Here is a 20,510-nt window from a genome sequence, read left to right as displayed (position 1 = left end):
CATGGCGCGGTGACATGTCGGGCTCGCAGCTTCTCGGGAGTCTCTCGGGCCCTCAAGCCGTCAAGCCCTCAGGCGCAACCCCCTCGGTGTCGCGTGGAAGCCCGCCGTTTCGAGGAGGGTGCCGAGGGGTGACGTCAGGGACGATGCGCCGTTGACGCGTTCCACGGTGACCGTGCCGAGGGAACCCGCGCGCGCGGCGGCGGCGAGGGCGTCGGCCGCCGCGGTGAGGCGTCGGTCGTCGGGGTCCGCCGGAGCGTCCGGCTGTGCGGGCCAGGCCAGCAGTGTCTTGCCGCCGCGCTCCATGTACAGCGTCAGCTCGCCGTCGACCAGGACGACGAGGGACCCCGCCTTGCGGCCCGGTTTGTGCCCCGCACCGGTCGGCGGCTCGGGCCAGGGCAGCGCGGCACCGTACGCGTTCGCGGGGTCGGCGGCGGCCAGGACCACCGCGCGCGGTCGGTCCGCGGCGTGGTTCCCCCGGGCGCGGAAACGGTTCGGGGCGGTGTACGGGACCGGGTCGGTGTACGGGAGCGGGCCCGGGAAGCCGTCTGTGTCGCCGGTGTTGTCGGAGTCCATGGCGTCCCCGGAGTCCATGCCGCGCCGGGCGTGCGTGCCGTCCGTGGGGAAGCCGTGCGGATTGGTGCCGGGGAAGCCATGGGCGCCGTCGGCAGGGAAACCGTACGCGCCGGCGTTTGCGTCGCCGCCGGACGGCCCCGGTAGCGTTTCTCCCCGCTCGCGGGCGTTGGCCGTGGCCCGCAGGCGGTCGACGGCGCCGTCCATCGCGAACTGCGCGGCGCCCAGTCCCTCCACGACATAGCCGCGTCGCGCCTGACCGCTGTCCTCGAACGCCGACAGCACGCGATACACCGCCGAGAACCCGCCCTCGACGCCTTCCGCCGCGACCGCGCCCCTGGTCACCACGCCGTGCCGGTCGAGGAGGGTGCGGGCCAGGGCGTGCGCGCGCAGCGTCGTGTCGGGCTCGACCGGCGGCAGCAGGGACCACCGTCCGGCGACGGTCGGCGGGCCCGTACGCGACGCGGGGCGCGCGGCGGCCGTCAGGCTGCCGTACCGCCCGCGGGGCACGGCGCGTTTGGCGCGGTGGGCCGTGGAGCCCGCAGTACGGCCCGAGCCGAGCAGGGAGCGCATCGGGGCCAGCGTGTCGTTCGTGAGGCGTCCGGACCACGCCAGGTCCCAGACGGTGTCCGCGAGTTGGGGGTCGGTGGCGTCGGGGTGCGTGGTGGCGCGGACCTGGTCGGTGATCTGACGGAAGAACAGCCCGTACCCCCCGGAGAGGGCGTCCAGGACGGACTGGTGCAGCGGCGTCAGCTCCAGGGGGTGCGCGGGTGGCAGCAGGAGCGGCGCCGCGTCGGCCAGGTAGAGCGAGACCCAGCCGTCCTTGCCCGGCAGGGCGCCCGCACCGGCCCACACCACCTCGCCCGCCGCGGTGAGTTCGTCGAGCATCGCGGGCGTGTAGCCGGACACCCGCGAGGGCAGGACGAGTTTCTCCAGCGCCGACGCGGGCACCGACGCGCCCTGCAACTGCTCCACCGCGCGGACCAGACCGTCGACCCCGCGCAGCCCGCCGCGCTCGCCGACGTGCTGCCACTGCGGCAGGAACTGGGCGAGCGCCGCGGGCGGTACCGGCTCCAGCTCGTGGCGCAGCGCGGCCAGGGAGCGCCGCCGCAGCCGGCGCAGGACGGTCGCGTCGCACCACTCCTGGCCGATGCCCGAAGGATGGAACTCTCCCTGCACGACCCGGCCGCTCGCCGCCAGCCTCTGCAGCGCGCCTTCCGTGACGGCGATGCCCAGGCCGAAGCGGGCCGCTGCCGTCGCCGAGGTGAACGGGCCATGGGTACGGGCATGGCGCGCGAGGAGGTCGCCCAGCGGGTCCTTGACCGGCTCCGTGAACGCCTCGGGGACGCCCACCGGCAGCGCCGTCCCCAGGGCGTCCCGCAGCCGTCCCGCGTCCTCGATCGCCGCCCAGTGGTCGATACCGGCGATACGGACCCGGATCGCGCGCCGCGCCCCCGCCAACTCCTCGGCCCAGCCCGCTTCGGCGCCGCGCTCGGTCAGCTCACCGGGCGTCAGCGGGCCGAGGACGCGCAGCAGGTCGGCGACGCCCTCCGTGTCCTTCACCCGGCGGTCGTCGGTGAGCCATTGCACCTCACGCTCCAGCTCCGTGAGGACGTCCGCGTCGAGCAGCTCCCGCAGCTCGGCCTGGCCCAGGAGTTCGGCGAGGAGCCGCGAGTCCAGCGACAGGGCGGCGGCGCGCCGCTCGGCGAGCGGGGAGTCACCCTCGTACAGGAACTGGGCCACATACCCGAAGAGCAGGGAACGCGCGAAGGGGGACGGCTCGGGGGTGGTGACCTCGACAAGGCGGACCTTGCGGGACTCGATGTCGCCCATCAGCTCGCTCAGGCCGGGCACGTCGAAGACGTCCTGGAGGCACTCCCGCACGGCTTCGAGCACGATCGGGAACGAGCCGAACTCGCTTGCCACCTGGAGCAGTTGCGCGGCACGCTGGCGCTGCTGCCAGAGCGGGGTGCGCTTGCCGGGGCTGCGGCGCGGCAGCAGCAGCGCGCGGGCGGCGCACTCACGGAACCGGGACGCGAACAGCGCGGAACCGCCGACCTGGTCGGTGACGACCTGATCGACCTCGCCTTTGTCGAAGAGGACGTCGGCGGCTCCTACGGGCGCCTGCTCCGCGTCGTACTCCGTGCCGGCCTTCAGCGGCTCCTGGTCGAGCAGGTCCAGGCTCATCAGATCGGCGTCCGGCAGGCGCAGCACGATGCCGTCGTCGGCATGCATGACCTGTGCGTCCATGCCGTACCGCTCGCTGAGGCGGGCGCCCAGGGCGAGGGCCCACGGCGCGTGCACCTGGGCCCCGAACGGGGAGTGCACGACGACCCGCCAGTCGCCCAGTTCGTCGCGGAACCGCTCCACGACGATCGTGCGGTCGTCCGGGACGTGCCCGCACGCCTGGCGCTGCTCGGCGAGATACGCGAGGACATTGTCGGCGGCCCACGCGTCGAGCCCCGCGGCCAGCAGCCGCAGCCGGGCGTCGTCCTTCGGCAGCGCGCCGACCTCCCGCAGGAACGCGCCGACCGCGCGCCCCAGTTCGAGAGGGCGGCCCAGTTGGTCGCCCTTCCAGAACGGCAGCCGTCCCGGAACCCCCGGCGCCGGGGACACGAGCACCCGGTCGCGGGTGATGTCCTCGATCCGCCAGGAGCTGGTGCCGAGCGTGAACACATCGCCCACGCGCGACTCGTACACCATTTCCTCGTCCAGCTCGCCGACCCGGCCGCCGCCCTTCTTGGGGTCCGCGCCGGCGAGGAACACCCCGAACAGGCCGCGGTCGGGGATCGTGCCGCCGGAGGTGACGGCGAGCCGCTGCGCGCCGGGGCGGCCGGTGACCGTGCCGGCGACGCGGTCCCACACCACGCGCGGGCGCAGTTCCGCGAACGCGTCCGACGGATAGCGCCCGGCGAGCATGTCCAGGACCGCCGTGAACGCCGACTCGGGCAGCGCCGCGAACGGCGCCGCGCGGCGGGCCAGTGCCAGCAGGTCGTCGACCTGCCAGGTGTCCATCGCGGTCATCGCGACGAGCTGCTGCGCGAGGACGTCCAGCGGATTGGCGGGCACCTTGAGCGATTCGATGGACCCCGTACGCATGCGCTCGGTGACCACCGCGGCCTGCACCAGGTCACCGCGGTACTTCGGGAACACCACGCCCGTCGACACCGCGCCCACCTGGTGACCCGCGCGCCCCACGCGCTGGAGGCCGGAGGCGACCGACGGCGGGGACTCCACCTGGACGACGAGGTCCACCGCGCCCATGTCGATGCCCAGCTCCAGGCTCGACGTGGCGACCACCGCGGGCAGGCGGCCCGCCTTCAGGTCCTCCTCGACGAGAGCGCGCTGCTCCTTCGAGACGGAACCGTGGTGGGCGCGCGCGATGACCGGCGGCGCGCCCTGGGCCGCCCCGGAGCCGCCCATCAGCTCGGCCGGGGAATGCGCCTCGCCCAGCGTGTGGCCGGTCGCGCGCTCGTACGCGATCTCGTTCAGCCGATTGCACAGGCGCTCCGCGAGGCGGCGGGAGTTCGCGAAGACGATCGTCGACCGGTGGGACTGGACGAGGTCGGCGATGCGCTCCTCGACATGCGGCCAGATCGAGGGCCGCTCCGCGCCGTCGTCGGAGTCGGCGACCGGGGAGCCGCCCAGCTCGGCCAGGTCCTCCACGGGCACGACCACCGACAGGTCGAACTCCTTGCCCGACGGCGGCTGGACGATCGTCGCGCCGCGGCTCGGCGACAGATAGCGCGCGATCTCGTCCACCGGTCGGACCGTCGCCGACAGGCCGATGCGCCGCGCGGGGCGGGGCAGCAGCTCGTCGAGCCGCTCCAGGGTGAGCGCGAGATGCGCGCCGCGCTTGGTGCCCGCGACCGCGTGCACCTCGTCCAGGATGACCGTCTCGATGCCCGTCAGCGCGTCCCGCGTGGCGGACGTCAGCATCAGGAACAGCGACTCCGGCGTGGTGATCAGGATGTCCGGGGGCCGGGTCGACAGGGCGCGGCGCTCGGCGGGCGGGGTGTCGCCCGAGCGGATGCCGACCTTCACCTCGGGCTCCGGCAGGCCCAGCCGGACGGCCTCATGGCGGATGCCGGTCAGCGGGCTGCGGAGATTGCGCTCCACGTCCACCGCCAGGGCCTTCAGCGGAGACACATACAGCACCCGGCAGCGCTTCCTCGGGTCGGCGGGCGGTGGGGTCGACGCCAGCTGGTCCAGGGCGGCGAGAAACGCGGCCAGGGTCTTGCCGGAGCCCGTCGGGGCGACGACCAGGACGTCCGAACCCGCGTCGATCGCCCGCCACGCCCCGGCCTGGGCGCTGGTGGGCGCGGGAAACGCCCCCGTGAACCAGCTGCGTGTCGCGGGGGAGAACCCGTTGAGGGCGCCGTGAGACTCGTGAGCGGACCTGACCATGCACCCATCCTGCACCCAGCCACTGACAACGCCCGTCACCTGCGCAAACGCCCGGGGCGGCGGTGACGCAGAATGGGGGCATGGCAGGTTCGGGGGCGGAGCGGGCGCGGCACTGGCAGTACGCGGAACTGCCCGGTGTCGACCTGCTGCGGGCCCGCTACATCCACAAGACGTTCGTGCGGCACACCCACGAGAACTTCGTGATCGCCGCGATCAGCGACGGCGTCGAGGTCTTCCACCACGGCGGCGCCGACCAGTACGCGGGCCCCGGCTCGCTGGCCCTGGTCAACCCCGACACCCCGCACACCGGCCGGGCCGCGCTCCCCGAAGGCTGGCGGTACGGCGCCGTGTACCCGGCGCCCGACCTCGTCGCCGGTATCGCCGCCGAGACCACCGCGATCCGGGGCACGCCCGGGTTCACCCGCCCGGTGCTCGACGACCCGTACGCCGCGTCCCTGGTCCACCGGGTGCTGCGCGCCGTCGACGAGGGCAACGCGCTCGCAGCCGACACACTGCTGCGGGTCACCGTGACCCGGCTGCTGCGTCTCAACGGCGGGACCCTCCCGCAGCGCGCCGTCCGCTCGTCGGGCGCCCGCGTCGCGGCACGCGCGCGGGCCGTCCTGGAAGAGCGGATGGCCGAGCCGCCCACCCTGGAAACGCTCGCCGCCGACCTGGGCACCAGCCCCTTCGCGCTGCTGCGCGCCTTCCGCGACACCTACGGCATGCCGCCGCACACCTGGCTCACCGACGCGCGCGTACGGCGCGCCCGGCGCCTCCTGGACACCGGGACGTCGCCCGCCGACGCGGCCGTCGCCGTCGGCTTCACCGACCAGCCGCACCTCAACCGGCACTTCACCCGGATCGTCGGGGTGCCCCCGGGCGCGTACCAGCGGGAGCGCAAGAACGTACAAGACCCCGGCGGCCCGCTGCTCGTACCGTCCGGGACGTGGCAGAACAGACAGCACCCGCGGACATAGCGGATACAGGCGACGACCCGCACAGGCCGGACGCCCCAGGTGACTCGGGCGCCTCAGGCAACTCGGGTGGCTCGGTCGGACCGGACGGCTCGGAACCCGCGAAGAGCGACGCGGCGGTCGTCCGTGACGCGCTCGGCGTGGGCGTCGCCGTCGGGCTCTCCGGATTCGCCTTCGGGGTGACATCGGCGGGCAGCGGCCTCACCGTCCTCCAGACCTGCGTGCTGAGCCTGATGGTCTTCACCGGCGCCTCACAGTTCGCTTTGGTGGGCGCGCTCGCCGCAGGGGGCAACCCCTTCACGGCCGCGGCGGGCGCCTTCTTCCTCGGGGTGCGCAACGCGTTCTACGGGCTGCGCCTTTCGCAGCTCCTCGCCCTCCCGCGCGCGGTGCGCCCGTTCGCCGCGCAGTGGGTCATCGACGAGACCACGGCTGTCGCCCTCGCCCAGCCCACCAGACGCGCCGCCCGGATCGGGTTCACGGTCACCGGACTCACCCTGTATCTGCTGTGGAACCTCACCACCCTGCTCGGCGCGCTGGGCGCCGAGGCGATCGGCGACACCGACGCCTGGGGGCTCGACGCCGCCGGACCGGCCGTCTTCCTGGCCCTGCTGGCGCCCATGCTGCGCACGACCACGGAGCGCGCGGTCGCGGCCTTCGCGGTCCTCCTCGGACTCGGCCTGCTGCCCGTCCTGCCCGCGGGAGTCCCCGTCCTGGTCGCGGCACTCGCCGCCCCGGTGGTGCTCTACGCGGAGGGGCGCAGGGCGCGTGGGAACGGAGCGATGAGTACCGGCCGGAAGGGCACACAGGGCGACTCGCGGGACGACGCGGACGCCCGGAACGACTCGCGGAGTGCCCCACAGGCCGACATACACAACGACGCGTACAACGACACAGACAACGACGCACCGAGGGAAGACCGTTGAACATCTGGAGCGCCATCGGCCTCACAGCGGTCGGGTGCTACGCCGTCAAGCTCATCGGCCTGCTGGTGCCCGTGGGCGTCCTGGAGAGGCCGCTCGTGAAGCGGCTCGCCGCGCTGCTGCCGGTGGCGCTGCTCGCCGCGCTCACGGCCCAGCAGACGTTCGCCGACGGGCGGGTCCTCACCCTGGACGCCAAGAGCGCAGGGCTCGCGGCGGCGGCCGTGGCGCTGCTGTTCCGGGCGCCCTTCCTGCTCGTCGTCGGGGCGGCCGTCGTGGTCACGGCGGGAGTACGCGCGATGGCGGGCTGAGCCACGCCGCTCCCGCCCCGCTCCCGCCCCGCTCTGCCCGTCTCCGCCCCTGCGCTCGTCCCCGGAGGACGCTCAGTCGATGCGCCGCCCGTACGCGCGCAGGGTCCGCAGTGCGTCGATGCTGACGATCGGGCGGGACTCCAGGGCGCTGCCCGGCGCCCACCGGCGCCATCGCACCGGCCAGCCGCCGTCGTCCTGCTGCTCGCCCTCCAGGTGGTCCAGGGACAGCGCCATCTCGTCGTCCGTGAACCACGCGCGTGCCACCGACTCCGGGACCCGCGCGAAGTCGTGCGGGAAGTGGTGCTCACCGGGCGCGTAACCGGGGGACACCGGAAACGCGTCGAGCCGCTTCGGATCGACGACCGCGAGCCCCTGTTCCCGCACCAGCCGGCCCAGGCGGTCGGCGGCGGCCTCCGCGCGCGGGCGGTCGGGTACGCCGTCGAGAAAGGCGACGGCCGCCGCCACCTCGTACGGATGGGTCGTGCCCAGCGACTCGACCGCCTGCCAGCAGAAGTCCGTGGCCCGGAACAGCCACGCGTGCCACACGTTGTTGCCGTGCAGAAGCCCCACCACGGGACCCGTCGCCAGCAACTCGCCCCGAGGGTTGTCCACCATCGGCACGAAAGGCGCCGCCGGATAGCCGCGTTGACTGGGCAGCACCGCCGGGAGCGCGCCGGCGGGAGTCGAAGCGGAGGTCAGATACCGGCACACCCGCTCCACCCGTTGCCCGCCACAGCGCCCGATCGAGTCCAGCACCCGCAACGCGTGCCCGACGTGCAGCGGCTGGCTGACGGGCCCCCGCAGATCGGGTTCGAGCGCGTGACCGTAGCCGCCGTCCGCCGTGCGGTAGGCGTCGAGCGCCGTCTCCACCGCGTCGGCGGCACCCTCGCTCCGGGAGCCGATGAAGTGATACGCGAACCTGCGCTGCTCCAGCACGCGCGCGGTGAGCCACACGAACTGCTCCGCGCGGGCCAGCGCCGACCGGGGCGAGGACGACGAGGGGTGTACGGATGCCGAGGACGACAGGGGACGCGGGGGACGTACGGATGCTCCGGAATCGGCCATGTCCCGACCGTAGGACGGAAGGGCCGCACAGGGGGCCACCCGGGCAGGGCTGCACCCTCAGGAGCGGGATACTGGAGGCATGCGGTTGACGGTCTTCTGGCAGCAGATGGCGGACCATTTCGGTCCGGGATACGCCGACACCTTCGCGCGCGATCACGTGCTGGCGGGTCTCGGCGGGCGCACGGTGCACCAGGCGCTCGACGCGGGCTGGGAGGCCAAGGACGTGTGGCGCGCGGTGTGCGACGCGATGGACGTACCTGCCGAGCGCCGGTGATCCGGCCGGCCCGCGGACGCCCGCCGCGACCGTGCCGGACGGCCCGATGTGGAGGGGCGGGGTCGGATTGTCGGAGGCGTGGGCGAGACTTGCTCCGTGGCACCCACTGACGACACCGCGCAGACGACCCCGACGCCGTTCGGCACGACGCCGGCCGAGCCGCCTCCCGAGACGGGCACGGCGGGCCGAGGCGCCCGCATGCCGCGCTGGCTGCCGCGCGCCATGGTGCTCGCGCTCACCCTCGTCGCCTGCTTCCAGCTGGGCAGTTGGGCCTTCCACCAGCTCACCGGGCTGCTGATCAACATCTTGATCGCGTTCTTCCTGGCGCTGGCCGTTGAGCCCGCCGTGAGCCGGATGGCCGCCTCCGGCATGCGCCGTGGACTGGCCACCGCGATCGTCTTCCTCGGCGTCATGATCGCGAGCGCGGGCTTCGTCGCTCTGCTCGGGTCGATGCTCGCGAACCAGATCATGAGCATCGCGGAGGACTTCCCGAAGTACCTCGACTCGGTGATCAACTGGATCAACTCCACCTTCCGCACCGAGCTGAACCGGGTCGCCGTCCAGGACAGCCTTGTCCACTCCGACTGGCTCCAGAAGTACGTCCAGAACAGCGCCAGCGGCGTCCTGGACGTGTCCGCGCAGGTCCTCGGCGGGCTCTTCCAGCTCCTGACGGTCCTGTTGTTCTCGTTCTACTTCGCCGCCGACGGACCCCGCCTGCGCCGCGCGCTCTGCTCCGTCCTGCCGCCCGCCCGGCAGGCCGAGGTGCTGCGCGCGTGGGAGATCGCCGTCGACAAGACCGGTGGCTATCTGTACTCCCGTGGGCTGATGGCGCTGATCTCCGGCATCGCGCACTACATCCTGTTGCAGGCCCTGGGCGTGCCCTACGCGCCCGTGCTCGCCGTCTGGGTGGGCCTGGTCTCCCAGTTCATCCCCACCATCGGCACGTATCTCGCGGGCGCCCTGCCGATGCTCATCGCGTTCACGGTCGACCCCTGGTACGCGCTGTGGGTCCTGATCTTCGTCGTGGTCTACCAGCAGTTCGAGAACTACGTGCTCCAGCCCAAGCTGACCGCGAAGACCGTGGACATCCACCCCGCCGTCGCCTTCGGCTCGGTGATCGCGGGCACCGCGCTGCTCGGCGCGGTCGGTGCCCTGATCGCCATCCCGGCGGTCGCGACGCTCCAGGCGTTCCTGGGCGCGTACGTGAGGCGGTACGACGTCACGGACGACCCGCGCGTGCAGGGGCGGCGGCGAGGGGGCGAGGGTCTGCTCTCACGCGCCCGTGGCGTCTGGCGCGGCCCGTCCGGCGGCCCGGAGCCCGAGGCAGCGGGCGCGGGTGCGATGCGGGCCGAGGCGGAACCCGGGCCGACCGGCGTCATACGCACGGAACCGGAAGCCGACGGCGCGACGGGCAACGGCTGACGCACGGCGCACTCACGCTGCTCACGCCACATCCAGGCCGCTCAGGCCGGCCGCATCCAGGGTGCTCAGTACGTCATGAGTGCCCACACGCCCGCGCCGGTCACCGCCGCCGTGTAGCAGCACACCGCGCCGAGCATGGCCTTCTCCTTGGTGCCGTCCCGCCAGCCGGTGCGGGACATCAGCCAGGCCAGGGCGGGCAGTACGAGGATGGCGTGCAGACTCACCCCGTGCAGCGGCTTGAGTGGCGCCGTCGAGTGGTACGCGGCCTCCTGGTGACCGGTCCGGGTGAGCACCACCCCGCGCGCGATCATCGCGGCGCCCGACACCAGGGCGACGATCAGCACCGCGAACCCGGAGCGCCCGGCGAGCGCCATACCGGCCGGTCCCTCGGGACGGCGCCGGAACGACACGACGGCGAAGGCGGAGAGCAGCACCACGAGCACCCCGCCGCCCACCGCCAGGGACATCGACACCCGGCTGTCGAAGGCGGTCTCCATGTTGAGATGCGACGGCACCCGGCGCCACGCCTGATGGGTGATCCCGCCGACCTCCAGAACGCAGTCGGCGGCGAACACGACCAGCAGAACGTTCCGTACGCGCGCGCCCATCCGCAGATACGACGTCACCCAGGTGATCGCCATCAGCGTCAGCCCGAAGGAGAGCCCGAACGTGACCGGCTTGCGCCAGGAGACGGGCCCCTCCCAGGGACCGCCGTCGACGGCGAACACCACCAGGTGCGCAAGACCGGACAGGACGAGAGCGGCACCCACCGCGTAGCAGAGGCGTTCGGCGGGACGCGGTGTCATCGGGATCTGGGGAGTGTTGCGGTACGGCTTTCCATGGGCTCCAGCTTCGGGCGGTCACGCGGCCCGGTCGTCCTCCGGCCGGAGACTCCCGCGATACGCCCTGGGGAGTAGGGCGGCCGGGGTCGGGACTGCCGGGGTCGGGACTGCTGGGGTGGGGTCGGTCGGAACCGTGCCTGCCGGTGTCGGATCCAGCGATGCGTCGGGCCCGTGATGTCGGACCGCGAACGTAGGCTCGGTGGTGCCGCGTGGTGCGCTTGACACCAAAATCGAACATCCATTCTTATTGGGGAGTGGTCGAGGCCGTCGGGCCCGAGTTATCCACAGGCTGGAGGGGCGTCGGGGCGCATTGTCAGTGGCAGGCGCTAGCGTCTGTGACGTGAAGCGATCGACTCAAGCAAACCGGGTGGAACCCATGGCAGGAACCGACCGCGAGAAGGCGCTCGACGCCGCACTCGCACAGATTGAACGGCAATTCGGCAAGGGCGCGGTGATGCGCCTGGGCGAGCGGCCGAATGAGCCCATCGAGGTCATCCCCACCGGGTCGACCGCACTCGACGTGGCCCTCGGCGTCGGCGGCCTGCCGCGCGGCCGAGTGGTGGAGGTGTACGGACCGGAGTCCTCCGGTAAGACGACCCTCACGCTGCACGCGGTGGCCAACGCGCAGAAGGCCGGCGGCCAGGTGGCCTTCGTGGACGCGGAGCACGCCCTCGACCCCGAGTACGCGAAGAAGCTCGGCGTCGACATCGACAACCTCATCCTGTCCCAGCCGGACAACGGCGAGCAGGCCCTGGAAATCGTCGACATGCTGATCCGCTCCGGCGCCCTCGACCTGATCGTCATCGACTCCGTCGCCGCGCTGGTACCGCGCGCGGAGATCGAGGGCGAGATGGGCGACTCGCATGTCGGCCTCCAGGCCCGGCTGATGAGCCAGGCGCTCCGGAAGATCACCAGCGCGCTCAACCAGTCCAAGACCACCGCGATCTTCATCAATCAGCTCCGCGAGAAGATCGGTGTGATGTTCGGCTCCCCGGAGACCACGACCGGTGGCCGCGCACTGAAGTTCTATGCCTCGGTGCGTCTGGACATCCGTCGTATCGAGACCCTGAAGGACGGCACCGACGCGGTCGGCAACCGCACCCGCGTCAAGGTCGTCAAGAACAAGGTCGCGCCGCCCTTCAAGCAGGCCGAGTTCGACATCCTCTACGGCCAGGGCATCAGCCGCGAGGGCGGCCTGATCGACATGGGCGTGGAGCACGGCTTCGTCCGCAAGGCCGGCGCCTGGTACACGTACGAGGGCGACCAGCTCGGCCAGGGCAAGGAGAACGCCCGTAACTTCCTCAAGGACAACCCCGACCTGGCGAACGAGATCGAGAAGAAGATCAAGGAGAAGCTCGGTGTCGGGGTGAGGCCCGAGGCCCCGACCACGGAGCCCGGCGCGGACGCGGCCGTCGCCGCCCCCGCGGACGACGCGGCCAAGGCCGCGCCCGCACCGGCGGCCAAGGCAGGCAAGACCAAGGCCGCGGCGGCCAAGAGCTAGTCCGTGACACGGCGAACCGATTGGCCGGACTCCTCGGGTCCCGCCGACCGCGCGGGCCGCGGTCGTGCGGCCGGCCACGATCCCTGGGACGCGGGGGACGACGACCGGCGACGACGTGAGGACAGCGGGGGAACGGACCTGCCCGGAGACGGCCACGGGGACGGCCGGCGCCGGGAAGGAAGCGGCGACACCGAGTGGGGCGACGAGGCGGACGGACGCCGGGGCGGTGGCAGGCGACGACGTGGCCGCTCCGGCCGACCCGGCGGCCACCAGGACAGCGGTTCCCCTCTCTCGTCGAGGGCCGAGAAGGGGGAGCCGCCAGGGGACCCGGCTGAGCGGGCGCGCGGCATCTGCCTGCGCCTGCTCACCGGGACCCCGCGTACCCGCAAGCAACTCGCGGACGCCCTGCGCAAGCGGGAGATCCCCGACGATGTCGCCGAGGAAGTGCTGTCCCGCTTCGAGGAAGTCGGTCTCATCAACGACGGTGCCTTCGCCGATGCCTGGGTGGAGTCCCGGCACCACGGCAGAGGTCTGGCCCGGCGCGCCCTCGCCCGGGAGCTGCGTACCAAAGGCGTCGACTCCACACTGATCGACGAGGCCGTGGGGCAACTCGACTCCGAGCAGGAGGAGGCGACCGCCCGCGAACTGGTCGCCCGCAAACTGCGGTCCACCCGAGGACTGGACCGAGACAAACGCCTCCGCCGCCTCGCCGGCATGCTCGCCCGCAAGGGCTACCCCGAGGGCATGTCCCTCAGGCTGGTCCGACAGGCCCTGGAGGAAGAGGGCGAGGACGTGGGGGACTTGGGGGACGACGGGGGTTGAGGGGGAGGGTGGGGACGGGGGGAGGGGGGAGGGCCCCCAGGAGCCCTAGCTCGGTTTGATGGTGGCGAGTTGGGTGAGGAGGAGGATCAGGCGGTAGGCGTCCGGGTAGGTGGCCGTGGTGAAGGTGATGGTGCGGGCGCCCTTGGTGCGTGAGACTCCTGGTACGAGTGTGGCGAGATCGACCATGTAGGGGCCGTAGAGATCGACCTCGCCGTCCAGCGGGCCGGTAAAGGTCAGTGGCGAGACCCGTGGGTGTCGTTCCATGGCTTCGGTGGCAGCTCGGCGTAGGCGTTCCCGGGCTTCTTCGGGGTGCAGGGCGATGGCGGCGCCCTGGCCGAGGGCCTGCTTGACCGCGACGGTGAGCGCGGAGGGGACCAGCTCGGACAGTTCGGCGCAGGCGGTGTCGTCGCCACTGAGGAGCACGACCGGCGCGCCCATATGCCCGGCCATGGCGGCGTTGAGACCGATCTCGCCCAGGGAACGTCCGGCCACGCGCACGTCCAGGATGCCGTTGTTCATGGTGTGCGCCAGCACGGCCGGTCCGCCGCCGGCGCGGGCGTGGTAGCCGATGAGCATGACCGCGTCGGTGTGTTCGTCGAGCCCGCCGAGCATGCCCAGGGGACGTGGCTTGCCGCGCACCAGATGAGCCCGTCGGTCGAGTTCCTCCGGCAGCACGTTGCGGAAAGGCCCGTGTGCGTCGGCGACCAGGACCACGGCTGTCGGGTCGGCGTCCAGGACACCGGCGATCACAGCGTTCGCCTCGGCCGTCATCAACGCACGGCCCGCTCGTAGTCGTAGCGATCCGGATTCGTCTCGGTGGGATGCACGATCCCCGAGATGCCCTCCATGTCAACAGAGATCAACACCCTCATGAATCGGTGAGCTTACGTGCCTTGAGTACCGTGCGGCCCGATGGTGGGGATAACCCCCGCACATACATGCCTGGTCGCCGGAGTGCACAGATATCTGTGCACAGGCGACTGTGTACGCATGGCACAGGAACCCGAGATCGTCGAGCTGTCCGATCTCGCCGCGTTGAAGGCGTTGGCCCAGCCGCGGCGGCAGTTGATGTTGCAGCACCTCACCGTGCACGGTCCGGCCACGTCGGCGACGCTCGGCCGGGCGCTCGGGCTCAACACCGGTTCGACCAGCTACCACTTGCGGGAGCTGGCGCGGTACGGGTTCGTCGCGGAGGTCGAGAGGAGGGGGCACGGCCGGGAGCGGTGGTGGCGGGCCGTACCGGGGGACCGGCGGTTTCCGCCCCGCAGTCGGCAGAGCCCCGAGATGCGGCTCGTGATGGAGGAGTTGGACCATCTCGCGTACGCCGCCGACCTGGAACTGTTCGCCCAGCTCCGGCGCGAGGCGGACGCCGGGGGAGAGCCGGCCGCCGAGGGAGAGCCGACCGCTGCCTCCGAGGTGACCGCTGCCTCCGAGGTGACCGACCTCGCCTGGGCCGATGCCTTCCCCTACTCGCGCGGCACGATCCGGCTGACCGTGGACGAACTGCGGGAGTTCTTCGAGGCGTACATCGCCCTGCTCAACCGGTACAAGCGGCCCGAGGCCGAGACCCCCGCGGAGGCCAGGACGGTGCTGACCCGTTTCCTCGCCTTCCCCGCGCCCCAGGACAGAAGCGAGAGCCACGGATCATGATGCTGCGCTATGCACTCCGGACCGTCCGGGCCCGTAAGGGCGGGTTCCTCGGAGCCTTTCTCGCCCTGATGTGTGCCGCCGCCCTGATCACCGCGTGCGGGACGCTTCTCGAAACGGGTCTGCGCGGCACCATCGGCACCGAGCGGTATGCCGCCGCCCCCGTCGTCGTGTCCGCCGATCAGAACGTCCACCAGACCACGGTCAAGAAGAAGGGCAAGGTCAAGCACAAGGCGAAGCCGATCGCCGAGCGCGCCTGGCTGTCGGACAGCGTGACGCGGACGGTGGAGGACGTTCCCGGGGTAGGTCGGGTCGTCCCGGAACTAACCTTCCTCGCCCAACCGTTGACCACACGTACGGGCACCGTCACCCCCGACCCCGCCCGCCCCTCCTACGGCCACTCCTGGGAGTCCGCCGCCCTCACCCCGTACACCCTCACCGAAGGCACCGCGCCCCGGGCCGCCGGTGAGATCGTCATCGATCGCGGGCTGGCGGACCGGGCCGGGCTCGCGACCGGGGACCGGCTCACCGTGCAGTCGACGCAGGCACCCCGCACATACCGCGTGACCGGGGTGGCCGCCCCGGAAGGGGTGGCGGTACGGCATCAGACCTCGCTGTTCTTCTCCGCCGACGAGGCACGGCGGCTGGCCGACCGGCCCGGTCAGGTCACCGCGCTCGGAGTGGTCCCGGACCCCGGCACCGACACCGCGCGGCTGAAGGCGGCCGTCGCCGAGGCGCTGCACGGCACCACGGCGCAGATCAGTACCGGTGACGAGCGCGGCCCGGTGGAGTTCCTGGATGCCGCGAGCGCCCGAATCCGGCTGGTGAGCATGGGCGGTGCGATGGGCGGTACGTCGCTGCTGGTCGCGATTCTCGTGGTCGTCGGCACCTTCGCGCTGTCCGTGCAGCAGCGGCACCGTGAACTCGCCCTGCTGCGGGCCGTCGCCGCCACATCCGGGCAGATCCGGAGCCTGCTCAGCCGTGAGGCGCTGCTGGTGGGTGCCCTCGCCGGGACGGCCGGCGCGCTGGCGGGGCTGCCGCTCGGCGGGTGGCTGTACGGACGGTTCGTCGCCATGGGCGCGGTCCCGGCGACGCTCGAACGGGCCGTCAGTGTCTTCCCGTTGCTCGCCGGCTTCGGTGCGACACTGCTCGGTGCGTGGGCCGCCGCCCGCGTCTCGTCCCGCCGTATCGCGCGGATCCGCCCGGCGGAGGCTCTCGCGGAAGCCAAGGTCGAGCGGCCCCGCCCGGCTCTGGGACGCGTCGTCGCGGGTCTGGTGTTCCTGGCCGGGGGAGTGGTGCTCGTCGCCGTACTCAGCAGGCTGCGGACCGAGCCGGCGTCGACTCCCGTGACATTCCTGTCCGTTGTGGTGCTGGCCAGTGCCGTGTCGCTGCTCGGCCCGCTGCTCGTCAGGGCCGCCGCCGCGGTGCTGCGCGGCCCGCTGCGGCTGACCGGCCCCGGCGGACGGCTGGCCGCCGCCAACCTCGGGGGCAACGCGGCCCGCATGGCGGCGGTGGTCACCCCGCTCACCCTGCTGATCGGCATGACCTGCACCGTCCTGTTCGTCCAGCCCACCCTCGGTGACGCGGCCCGCGCGCAGGCACGCGAAGGCATCCGCGCCGACTGGGTGCTGGCGGCGCGCGGGCCTGGTGTGCCCGAGCAGGCGGTACGGGCCCTGCGTGACGCGTCGGGTGACGGCACCGTCGCCACCGAGGTCGTCCGCACCACGGTCCGCGTCGGCCTCGACAAGTACCCGGCGCAGGGCGTCACCCTCGACGGTCTGACCCGCACCTGGGACCCGGACGTCACCCGGGGCACGCTGCGGGACCTGCGCGAGGACCAGGTCGCCGTCAGTGAACTCGCCGCCGACCAGCTCGGATTGCGGCCGGGCGGCACCCTGAAGCTCACCCTCGGCGACGGCACGCCCGCCACTCTCACCGTCGCCGCGGTGTACGCCAAGGGCCTTGGCTTCGGGGACATCACGCTGGCCCATGACCTGGTCTCCCGGCACATGGACAACCCGCTCGCCACCACCGTCCTCGTGCGGAGCGACCGTACGAAGGAACAACTCGCGGCGGCCGTCCAGGAGTTCCCGGGGGTGCGGATTCTCGCTCCGGCCGCCGCGGACAACCTTCAGGCGGAACGGCAGCAGGCGAACGCCGAGGTGAACTATCTCGCCATGGGTCTGGTCCTCGCGTTCACGGCCATCGCCGTCGTCAACACGCTCGCCATGTCCGTGTCGGAGCGGATCCGTGAGTTCGCGATGCTCAGGCTGGCGGGCGCGACCCGGCGTCAGGTGCTGCGGATGCTGCGCACCGAGGCGTTGTCGGTCCTGCTGATCGGTACGGCGCTGGGCAGCGGGATCGCGCTGGCGGTGCTGACCGCGTTCAGCGTCGGTATGACCGGTAGTGCGGCACCGTCCGTGACACCGCTGCTGTACGGGGTGGTGGTCGCGGTCGCCGGGCTGCTCGCCCTTGTCGCCACGGCATTGCCGGGGCGGGTGGCACTCAAGCCCCTTCCGGTGTCCGTGGCGACGGCCAAGGAGTAGGCGACTGCCCAGGAGTAAGGGGCACTACACAAGGGTGGGCGCCCCTTACCGAGGGGCACCCACCCTTGCGTATCGCTGTGTGTTTACGGGGCAGTTGGGCCTACGCCGGCTCCGTGACCGGGAGTCCCGCCGCCTTCCACCCCTGGAAGCCGCCGACCAGGTCGGTCGCCCGGTGGAGGCCCAACTGCCGCAGGGACGCGGCGGCGAGACTGGACGCGTAGCCCTCGTTGCAGAAGACGACGATGCGCAGGTCGTGGCCGGTGGCCTCGGCGGCGCGGTGGCTGCCTTGGGGGTCGAGTCGCCACTCCAACTCGTTCCGTTCCACGACGAGGGCGCCCGGTATCAGTCCGTCGCGCTCGCGCAGGGCCGCGTACCGGGTGTCGACGAGCAGCGCCTCGCCCGCCTCGGCCGCCGCGTAAGCCTCTTGGGGGTCGATTCGGTCGAGGCCCGCGCGGACCCGCTCCAGATGGTCGTCGATGGAGATCTCCCCGGTCACTGCCAGTCCTCCGGGCGCTCGACGTGTTCGAGCCGCAGGACCGGTCCGGTGCGGCTGTAGCGGCGGATCTGGGGGAGCGGCGGGTAGTACGCGTGCACGGAGACGGCGTGGTCCTCGGTCGACTCGTTCATCACCTCGTGCACATGGTGCTGTCCGAAGGCGCGGCCCTTGCCGGTGGGCAACTGCCGTACGCGGTCGACTCCTTCGCTCAGTTCGAGGGTCTGCCAGCCGTCGGCGGGCAGGCGCGCGGCGAGGGAGTTCTCCTTCAGCTCCCCGGCCGCGGTCAGGAACGCGCCGATGGACTCGGCGTGGTCGTGCCAGCCGGTCCCGGTGCCGGGCGGCCAGCCGATGAGCCATGCCTCGCTGCCGCCCGGTCCTTCGAGGCGGACCCAGGTGCGGCCCTCGGGGTCGAGGGGGAGCGAGGCGATGATGTCGGCGTCCGCCGCGACACGGCGGACGTAGTCGAGGAGGTCCGCCTGGTTGGGCGGCGCGACGGCCGGGGCGGAGGACGTCGCGGATGCTGCGGGGTGAGACACGGGTGCCGTCCTGGGGTTCGCTGGGACCACGTCGCCAGGTGCGGGCCGGGACGTCTGCGTAGCGGGGTACGCGCGTTCAGGACCGGGCCGTACGGAGGCCGCGTGGAGAGGGGGAGAAGGCGAAGGTGCGAAATCAGTCAGGACAAACGACACACGCAGCCCAGATAGCGGACTAGGTCCATATGGACCCTCCGCCATAGGCGCACCTCGGTGTCGGTCACGATCCGGAGTACACCATGGCGGTGTGCCCCGGTCAACTCGGTGTCACAGAACGGTACGCGTTCCGTGAGGTTGGCGGGTTCGAGGGCCGTTCCGCGCGGGGCGGACTCTCGCTCACCGGCCGGGCGCCGGCCTCTTGCCGTGGCCGACAATCGCCGCTTTCCCCGGCGCGACGCCCCCTCGTACCGCCCACGCCACCGCCCCTCCCCGCACGTCCGCCACCGCCCGCCGCGCACGCCCCGCCACGGACCCCCCGTACGCCCCGGGCCGTGCACCCGCGCGGCGGCGGCTACCGCGAGCTACCGGCCCGTTCCGACTCCGTCGCTCCCCCCAGCGTCGCCTCCGCCGCCGCGTACAGCTCCGCCGGGCGGACGCCGGTGAAGGCGTCGACCAGGTGGCCGTCGGGGCGGATCAGCAGGACGCTGTGGGCGGCGGCGCCCGGGTAACTCTCGGTGACGAGGAGTTCGGCGTGGTGCGGGAGCGCCGTCACGGCGGCGGCCAGCCTGGGCATGATGCCGGCGGTCACCCAGTGCCTGCGCTCCCACACACCGGTGCCCGGCGCGACCAGGAGGACCACCAGGTGCCCGAGCCCCAGGCGCTCCCGGAGCATGACGAAGGTGCCGTCCTCGGCGGTCACGCGGACGTCCACGACCGGCGCCCCCGGCGGGGTGCGCACCTCGGTCGATGCGTCCGTCGTCGCGGGCATCAGGGGCGAGCCCGCGTACCCGCCCGGCGCGCCCAGCGGGCCGCGTCCCAGGTGACCGTCCGTGAGCAACGCGTCATGGCCGCGCGCGGTCCCCGGTACATACGCGCGCAGCCCCGCGCCGCCCCGCAGTATCGGAAGGGACTGGTCGGCGGCGCGCAGCCGGGCGGCGACAACGGCGCGGCGCTCGGCCTGATAGCCGGCGAGGAGCGCCTCGTGCGGGCCGTGGTGCCAGGCGTGCGCCAGCTTCCAGGCGAGGTTGTCCGCGTCCCGCAGCCCCTCGTCGAGGCCCTGGGTGCCGAGCGCGCCGAGCAGGTGCGCGGCGTCCCCGGCGAGGAAGGCACGGCCGACGCGCCAGCGGCGGGCGAGCCGGTGGTGCACGGTGTGGACCCCGGTGTCGATCAGTTCGTACGGCGGTGTGCTCCCTCCGCTCCAGCCGGCCAGTGTCTCCCGGATGCGCGCGACGAGGGACTCGGGGGTGACCAGCTCGCCGCGCGGCGGGAGCAGCCAGTCCAGGCGCCACATCCCGTCGGGGAGGGGGCGTCCGGTCACCTCGCTGCCCGACAGCCGCCACGGCGGCATCCGATGCAACAACGCTTCACCGGGCCACGGAAGTTCCGTCCGCAGCGCGGCGACCGCGTGCCGTTCGACGGCGGTGCGGCCGGGGAAGCGGATGTCGAGGAGTTTGCGCACGGTGGAGCGGGGGCCGTCGCAGCCGACCAGGTAACTGCCGTGCCACCAGGTGGCCTTGGGCTCGCGGGTGTGGACGGTCAGCCCCGCGGACTCCTGCTCGATGGAGTCGACGCGGCTCTCGGTGGCGACCTTGACGAGCCGTTCGCGCGCGACGGCGGCGCGCAGCGCGGTGGTGAGGGCGTGTTGCGTCAGGTGCAGGGGAGGCGGATTGTCGTCACCGAACGTGACGTGTTGCATGAGTTGTTTGCGGCGCATCGACCGCCATCCGCTCCACCGGGTGCCCGTCGCGGTGGACGGCGATCCGGTGAGCCGCTGGACGAGCGCCGCGGTGTCCTCGCGCAGGACGGCGGTCCGCGCGGGGCGCTGTTCGTCCTTGCCGGGGCCCTCGTCGAGGAGGACGGAGGGGACGCCGTGGCGCGCGAGCGCGAGGGTGAGCGTGAGCCCCACGGGGCCCGCGCCGACGACGATCACCGGGTCCACGGCGCGGCGCCTCCTGCCCGGCGGGAAGTCCGTGGGGTCGTACTGCGGCAGACAGGCGGGGCAGGGTGCGCGATCACAGAACGTA

Annotated in this window: 14 protein-coding genes and 2 pseudogenes; 9 read left to right on the top strand and 7 right to left on the bottom strand. The window is 72.6% G+C overall.

The window, feature by feature from the left end:
- Positions 1-60: 60 nt before the first annotated feature.
- A complete protein-coding gene (locus ACFVT5_RS20310) occupies positions 61-4,977 on the bottom strand; it encodes an ATP-dependent helicase (protein ID WP_389889384.1) in 4,917 nt (1,638 codons plus the stop codon).
- Between the two features lie 80 nt (positions 4,978-5,057).
- Here ACFVT5_RS20310 and ACFVT5_RS20305 point away from each other — a divergent pair.
- From ACFVT5_RS20305 to ACFVT5_RS20295, 3 genes and pseudogenes are all read left to right on the top strand, one after another.
- Positions 5,058-5,951, top strand: a pseudogene (locus ACFVT5_RS20305) (AraC family transcriptional regulator); the annotation flags it as partial.
- Positions 5,924-6,874: an AzlC family ABC transporter permease gene (locus ACFVT5_RS20300; protein WP_389889381.1), complete on the top strand. Its 951-nt coding sequence runs from the start codon at positions 5,924-5,926 to the stop codon at positions 6,872-6,874. The pseudogene ACFVT5_RS20305 and the gene ACFVT5_RS20300, both read left to right, overlap by 28 nt.
- Positions 6,871-7,179: an AzlD domain-containing protein gene (locus ACFVT5_RS20295; protein ID WP_389889378.1), complete on the top strand. Its 309-nt coding sequence runs from the start codon at positions 6,871-6,873 to the stop codon at positions 7,177-7,179. The genes ACFVT5_RS20300 and ACFVT5_RS20295 overlap by 4 nt, the downstream gene beginning before the upstream one ends.
- A gap of 72 nt (positions 7,180-7,251) precedes the next feature.
- Here ACFVT5_RS20295 and ACFVT5_RS20290 read toward each other — a convergent pair whose 3' ends face one another.
- The gene (locus ACFVT5_RS20290; protein ID WP_389889375.1) at positions 7,252-8,244 is read right to left on the bottom strand and encodes a hypothetical protein; all 993 of its coding nucleotides are present in this window, start codon (positions 8,242-8,244) and stop codon (positions 7,252-7,254) included.
- A gap of 79 nt (positions 8,245-8,323) precedes the next feature.
- Between ACFVT5_RS20290 and ACFVT5_RS20285 the strand changes: the two genes are divergently transcribed.
- Both ACFVT5_RS20285 and ACFVT5_RS20280 read left to right on the top strand, forming a co-directional pair.
- Positions 8,324-8,518 carry a DUF3046 domain-containing protein gene (locus ACFVT5_RS20285; protein WP_389889372.1) on the top strand — a complete coding sequence of 65 codons (195 nt, stop codon included), beginning with the start codon at positions 8,324-8,326 and terminating at the stop codon, positions 8,516-8,518.
- Positions 8,519-8,614: 96 nt separating this feature from the next.
- Complete coding sequence (locus ACFVT5_RS20280; protein WP_389889368.1) at positions 8,615-9,940, top strand: AI-2E family transporter; 1,326 nt, start codon at positions 8,615-8,617, stop codon at positions 9,938-9,940.
- 65 nt (positions 9,941-10,005) lie between these two features.
- On the opposite strand, the gene ACFVT5_RS20275 is transcribed toward ACFVT5_RS20280, so the two are convergent.
- On the bottom strand, positions 10,006-10,746 hold the full coding sequence (locus tag ACFVT5_RS20275; RefSeq protein ID WP_389889365.1) for a hypothetical protein: 741 nt from the start codon (positions 10,744-10,746) through the stop codon (positions 10,006-10,008).
- A gap of 412 nt (positions 10,747-11,158) precedes the next feature.
- Here ACFVT5_RS20275 and recA point away from each other — a divergent pair, with 412 nt between their 5' ends.
- On the top strand, positions 11,159-12,283 hold the full coding sequence (gene recA / locus ACFVT5_RS20270; protein WP_389889362.1) for a recombinase RecA: 1,125 nt from the start codon (positions 11,159-11,161) through the stop codon (positions 12,281-12,283).
- A gap of 3 nt (positions 12,284-12,286) precedes the next feature.
- Positions 12,287-13,105 (top strand): recombination regulator RecX, encoded by an 819-nt coding sequence (gene recX / locus ACFVT5_RS20265; RefSeq protein WP_389889359.1) that lies wholly within the window; start codon positions 12,287-12,289, stop codon positions 13,103-13,105.
- A 45-nt stretch (positions 13,106-13,150) separates the two neighbouring features.
- Here the strand turns inward: recX and ACFVT5_RS20260 are convergent.
- Positions 13,151-13,977, bottom strand: a pseudogene (locus ACFVT5_RS20260) (M55 family metallopeptidase).
- Positions 13,978-14,095: 118 nt separating this feature from the next.
- On the opposite strand from ACFVT5_RS20260, the gene ACFVT5_RS20255 reads away from it, so the two are divergent.
- Positions 14,096-14,755: an ArsR/SmtB family transcription factor gene (locus tag ACFVT5_RS20255; protein WP_389889356.1), complete on the top strand. Its 660-nt coding sequence runs from the start codon at positions 14,096-14,098 to the stop codon at positions 14,753-14,755.
- Positions 14,752-17,298, top strand: a complete 2,547-nt coding sequence (locus ACFVT5_RS20250) for an FtsX-like permease family protein (protein ID WP_389889353.1) — start codon at positions 14,752-14,754, stop codon at positions 17,296-17,298. Before ACFVT5_RS20255 ends, ACFVT5_RS20250 begins: the two co-directional genes overlap by 4 nt.
- A gap of 100 nt (positions 17,299-17,398) precedes the next feature.
- On the opposite strand, the gene ACFVT5_RS20245 is transcribed toward ACFVT5_RS20250, so the two are convergent.
- The 3 genes from ACFVT5_RS20245 to ACFVT5_RS20235 form a co-directional block, all read right to left on the bottom strand.
- Positions 17,399-17,794, bottom strand: a complete 396-nt coding sequence (locus ACFVT5_RS20245) for a rhodanese-like domain-containing protein (RefSeq protein WP_389889350.1) — start codon at positions 17,792-17,794, stop codon at positions 17,399-17,401.
- A complete protein-coding gene (locus ACFVT5_RS20240; protein WP_389889347.1) occupies positions 17,791-18,330 on the bottom strand; it encodes a cysteine dioxygenase in 540 nt (179 codons plus the stop codon). The genes ACFVT5_RS20245 and ACFVT5_RS20240 overlap by 4 nt, the downstream gene beginning before the upstream one ends.
- 508 nt (positions 18,331-18,838) lie before the next feature.
- On the bottom strand, positions 18,839-20,425 hold the full coding sequence (locus ACFVT5_RS20235) for an FAD-dependent monooxygenase (RefSeq protein ID WP_389889344.1): 1,587 nt from the start codon (positions 20,423-20,425) through the stop codon (positions 18,839-18,841).
- Positions 20,426-20,510: the final 85 nt, after the last annotated feature.

This window comes from Streptomyces sp. NPDC058001, assembly GCF_042886315.1.
GTDB lineage: Bacteria > Actinomycetota > Actinomycetes > Streptomycetales > Streptomycetaceae > Streptomyces.
The sequence above is the reverse complement of the archived record's forward strand: the minus strand, read 5'-3'. Positions and strand labels throughout refer to the sequence as shown.